5 protein-coding genes are annotated in these 5,188 nt (G+C 49.4%); 1 reads left to right on the top strand and 4 read right to left on the bottom strand.

Annotated features, from left to right (window positions below; genetic code table 11):
- The coding region (locus AYR66_RS27830; RefSeq protein WP_141104312.1) for an integrase core domain-containing protein at positions 1-181 on the top strand (181 nt) is incomplete at its 5' end.
- 408 nt (positions 182-589) lie between these two features.
- Here the strand turns inward: AYR66_RS27830 and AYR66_RS27825 are convergent.
- The 4 genes from AYR66_RS27825 to AYR66_RS27810 all read right to left on the bottom strand — a co-directional run.
- Positions 590-1,609 (bottom strand): ATP-binding protein, encoded by a 1,020-nt coding sequence (locus AYR66_RS27825; protein WP_088710771.1) that lies wholly within the window; start codon positions 1,607-1,609, stop codon positions 590-592.
- Positions 1,606-3,573: a hypothetical protein gene (locus AYR66_RS28625; RefSeq protein WP_141104356.1), complete on the bottom strand. Its 1,968-nt coding sequence runs from the start codon at positions 3,571-3,573 to the stop codon at positions 1,606-1,608. The genes AYR66_RS27825 and AYR66_RS28625 overlap by 4 nt, the downstream gene beginning before the upstream one ends.
- Positions 3,570-4,280, bottom strand: a complete 711-nt coding sequence (locus tag AYR66_RS27820; RefSeq protein ID WP_088710770.1) for a hypothetical protein — start codon at positions 4,278-4,280, stop codon at positions 3,570-3,572. The genes AYR66_RS28625 and AYR66_RS27820 overlap by 4 nt, the downstream gene beginning before the upstream one ends.
- Before the next feature lie 750 nt (positions 4,281-5,030).
- The coding region (locus AYR66_RS27810) for a transposase domain-containing protein (RefSeq protein WP_141104355.1) at positions 5,031-5,188 on the bottom strand (158 nt) is incomplete at its 5' end.

Below are 5,188 nucleotides of genomic sequence, written 5' to 3'. Positions count from 1 at the left end.
CGGCATGATCGAGCGCGTGATCAGGACGTTGAAGGAGCAATGCGTACATCGGCAGCGCTTCGAGACGTTGCAGCATGCCAGCCGGGTCATTGCTGACTGGATTGGCTTTTATAACACTCGACGTCCGCACCAGGCGCTGGGAATGAAGACACCTGCTGAAGTATTCGCTTTAGCAGCCTAACCTGTGCAGGTTTCGCTGGGTCATTACAGTAGATCACACAGTTGAAACCAGACGCTGTGGTAACCTGCCTCAAGGCAAATGGGACAGTATCTAAAACTGGGGTCGAATAACACAAAGTCGTTCGATCTCTTTGTAACACGGGGCGAAAAAAGGCGGAACCCAGGAATCTCCCATTTCGAAATACTTGCAATCAACTGAGTGCTTATTGAACCAACTGAAATTCCGTTTCGCCAGCAAAACCTCCATCGCACGCTGTACCAAGACTCATGAGGAAGTGGCGCTAGATCTAGGCCCGCCCAGTTAGTACCAACTTGCGGAACCTCTCTTTTATCTGCCCTCATACGACCTCCTAACATGTCCCTCACGTAAAGAGAACGACTTCATCTCTCTTCGCCTCACTGCGAACCACTAGTACTTCACGCTCGGCTCGTCTCCGTTGCTTGCGTTCTTTGCCAATTCGACTGATCTGGAAAGTAATGACGACTGGACAGATTTTGTCCACGAGTCGGATGGAAAAAGAATGTCACTGCGGTCGTGCCCGGCATTGTCTATCACGAACGTGCGTAGTGCGCTAAAGATGGGCCTCGCGGGATATCCGCGCAGTCCTTCAGCAGATATTTCTCTTTTTATAGCGTTGAGAAAATTAGCGGATTCGTTTATTAAGCGAAATCCTGACTCAAATGCTAGGGGAAAAAAGAACTGGGTCCACGTTATTGAGCTCCCCTCTGGAAATACGGCAACGTCAATTGCACCCAATATTTCCTCGATGTCCTTTAGTTCCGAGTAGCCCCTTAATTGGAAGCGCCTGAGAGCAAAGCGCGCGACCACGTCAAGCCGGCCTTCGCCAACCAAATTTCGAATCACTCCATCAAAGTCGGGACTTTGACCAGTCAATACCGTTACCAAACAAATTCCAGATCTTGCAAGAGAATTGGAAACATCCTTTAGGAAAAGAAAATCCATTGTGGACATTGCCTGCGCTTCGTCGACAAATAAAACTGCAACGGCATGACCAGATTGACGGGCATTGTCTACGATAGTATTCGTTAGCCGTAGACGGAGATCAAATGTTTCACCGCTCAGTTTGGTGTGATTAACGGTGTGCAAATAACTCTTGAAAAATGCACGGATCGATGGAATTTGCTGATTCTTTGTATCGTGCTCATAAATATTCAACCAGCTGTATTTCGTACGGAGCATTCTCGCAACTGCCGAAAGAGTTGTAGTCTTACCCATACCGGACGGCCCGAGGAAGCAAACCCCGGAATCGCGAAGAGCAATTGCGCGGCTTATAACTTGGTAAGCCTCCTTTATCGGAGGAGTGATGAGGAAATGATCAATTCCGAACAACGGATGTCGGAAGAAGAGCTCTTCCCGAAACTTTGAATCCGTGAGAATGTCGCGCATGTTAATGAACGATGCAGTCATTTTTTCTTCTTCGCGATCAGTACGTCGGGGATATTTGTCAAACCAAAGGGATCGGGGCCAGGATGTAAATTGCCTGCTGCGTCATGCATTACTTCAGTGTCACATGTGTCGATTTTCTGCCTATGAACCGTGCGAGCGAGCTCTAAGGCGCTCTTCGAAGATCTATTCTTGCTCGCCTTTGACTTTCGCTTTTCCAAGAGCTCAGTTTTCTTTTTCTTTCCCCAACTTGCGATGGCATCTTCACCAAGAAAATGAAGTCGCTTCGAACGTCCGAGTTGATTGATCTTCTTTCGATCGCGGACAGATACACCTTGTTTCCGCCACTTCGACTCCGCTACGAGTTTTCCCAAGTCCTCCCCTGTGTCCTTGAGTACCGCCCTCGCATCAGAGACATCAAGACGATTAATGTAGACAACTAAGCGTTTATTAAGATGGTTATAAGAACACGAAAGTAGTTGATTTGTGTAACGACAGCGATCAATCTCTATGTAAGGCCGTATGTTTTTCTTCAGGCTTCCTCGTACGACGGCCTCGACGACATGACTCGTGAGGCCGGTCTGAATTCGAGATCTTTTCGGCAATGGCTGCGGAAAGAATGCGCTAGCTCCCCGCTCCACGGCATTTCTCAGCATTGATAATGGCGTGGAAGAATAGAGACCTTCCGTAGGAGTATCGTTGTAATCCCGAATGCAAGTCTCAATTATCGCGGTCAGGTCAGTTAACCTTACTTGTAATTCTATGGCAGTCTTGTTCGGGTTATCACGCTTAGTGTCACTTGAACCAGTGCCAAACGTCGAGGGTAGTCGTTGCGCTCCATTCTTCGTGACCTCTTCGAAAATTCGCTCAACTACCGGTCGATGCCACCATGCGCGAATAGGGCCATAATTAACTGCGCAGCCGATCAAGTCGACGATTTGATTTACCGGAACCGTGCTTAAGTTTGCCCAGGCATTGTCTAATCTGAGAACCGAGAAACAGAGCCATTGCAACTGAGGAACAATTTGATTTGGAAGAACGTTATTGCCAAGATTTATTGGCGAAACGATAGCACCCGGTTGTGTGGAGTGTACGCCTAACGCCGATTCAACCACCTCTAAGAGACTATCGCTAGAAGGAGTGAGCTCGAACGCAAATGCATAGCCAAGGATAGCCCTCGAACCTTCGCAAACTAATATGCCGATATGCCAACGTGAAAGTGGGATCGCAATTTCCTCCCCGAGGGGGGTAGTTATTAATATGACGGTAGCAGCGTCTACTTTATGAAAATCTAGTTCACATATTTCGAGTGGACGCCGAGCAGGAATAAGGGGCAAATAGCCGTTCCCAACGTTGCTCCTCCTACTAGCATCCTTCCCTGACCGTACGAGAATCCAGCGGTCCAACTCGTCCTCTCGAAGTTTATGGCAGTAGCGGCGAATGGCCTCGTATCCAGCATTCTTCGTGCAAAAAGGCCAATCTGAGTCTGAAAAACCTTTATCTCGCAACCAGCGCAACACTCGCTTATGCAGCTTGGTGTATGGTATCCGTGCCTCGTGTATTTCCTCGGAAGATCGCTTAAACAGCAAATTCGAAACGTGAGTTTCTAGATCTGGATATTTCTCAAGTAGCGCAGAAAGCGCACCCGCGCACCCTCCAGACCCGTCCGCGATGCCGCGGCGAATCTCCTTTTTTCTTGTATAACGTTCGGTTCGACGTCCAGGTAGAAGTGCTACGAAACCGATTATGGAACCATTATGAAACTTGACGCATCGCTTAACTAGTCGTCGTACTTCACCTGCTTTTTTCCTAGTGGCCGCATGAATATCTTCATAGTTGTCACCCTCTGCGTACATCTCGACGGCGCGCCGACGTAGGTTGTAAGCATCCCTTTCTTTTTGAGACAAGTAGTCGATATTGGGCTCGGGCCATGTCGCAAGATCAGACAAATCTATCGGTATAAGTGACCTGAGGGGACCGCGTGTCATGTCGATCTCCACCTTATGACAGTGCCGTGAGTCAGTAATTTGTTCACAAGATCAACGTCAATTAAACCTTGCTGCAAGTACTTGGCGAGTGCTGCGTTCATTAGACCCGGATCACAATTTGGAGAATCGAAAAGGGCCGACACTGGAATTTCGCCGTGCAGATCAAGCATCGACTTGATTGTTCGTTCCTCTGTATATGTGGAATATCGACGGGCACGCGTGATTGAACCGCACAGATGCAGCCAATTGTCAAAGAGTAGCTCCTTGCCTAGTAGGTCTTTTTCGGTTCGTGTGTTATAGGTCTTACCGGCTCTCGCGGCTGCTTGCGCTTGAGCGTTCAACTGAGGAACTGCTCGACCTTTTCGACTTGGTCCGGTGTCTTCCGAGCGCTTGTACTCCACCCATTCTTCTCTGCCATCGCGAAAATAGACTATTGTGTCGAGGGTGGTTTGGCGTACTTCACCGTCAATTTCCGCAATTACCGGTGGAGGATTTATGTCGTAATTCGCGACACTAGTGTTCCCTTCGAGAAGCACTGTGTGAATGAACGCAACGTCGCCTTCGATAATCGCACGCTTGTTATTTTTCGGAGAGTCAAACAACCATAGATTGGACTTAAAGCTGGCGCGCGCTCGAATCGCGGATGCTACGGAAATGTACCGGTCCTCGGGAAATAGCAGGTATTGGTCACCGTGTGCTTGAGTCATTTCCCACTCCGATTAAAGAACCACAGATATTTTTCTGGGGCGATCCTTGACCTAGCGAATATCTAGCGCGTTTCGTGCCCGAGAAAGCCCAGCGCATTTCCCGCGCGACGCGTAGCATTTTTTGTGGAATTGTTGAAAAACTTTTCAGCGAGCTTTGCTGGCTTTTCTTGAATATATCGTTAAAGCAAACGTCGTCCTCAGGCATTTGTTGCGTTTGTGTATAAATGGGTTTGATAGCTTTTGATGTAAAAAAACAACATACCTGTAGCCAAGTTTATTCGTTGTAAAAGGGGGGAAAGGTGTTGGGACTCGCGCGGGACTCATGGGGAATGGAGAGGCAGGCTGTTTTATATGAAACACTTAGCTCTGGTCCTTATTGCTTACTCCCTTTAAGCGGACGGGTTACGGGCAGGGTCTGTCTGACTGAAGTCTGAAGAGCCAGGCCATGTATATTGGTGACGGTCACAGCTGCGAGATAGTCTTGCCCTCGCATGTCATAGCAAGTCGCTACGGCACGGAAATCCTTGGGTTGACTGATTGCGTGCTCCACGACACTGCGCCCCCTATAGTCACCGGGAGTGAATGATGGAGGGCCGCCACCGCGACTGCCGCGTTTAAGCCAGTGCTTTTTCGCATCCTCGCGCTCAGCGCAAACGCACTGAATACTGCGTCGTTGAATCAACTTGCGCGGCTTGCGAGGTAAGCGTTCGGCCATCGCGTATTGGCAGCGAGATCTAAGGCGGTAGGAGTTCAGGCGGCGGGTTGCCAGCGATGCGGAAGCAGGTCGTCGATGCGACTGGCTGGCTGAGTCGGCAGCCGTTCCAGGATATCCCGGAGGTACAGGTAAGGGTCATGCCCGTTGAGCCGGGCGGAATGGATCAAGCTCATCACCGCCGCGGCCCGCTTGC

The sequence above is a fragment of the Noviherbaspirillum denitrificans genome, assembly GCF_002211445.1.
Taxonomy (GTDB): domain Bacteria; phylum Pseudomonadota; class Gammaproteobacteria; order Burkholderiales; family Burkholderiaceae_D; genus Noviherbaspirillum; species Noviherbaspirillum denitrificans.
Note: the sequence above shows the minus strand (reverse complement) of the source record. Positions and strands in the feature narration are given on the sequence as shown.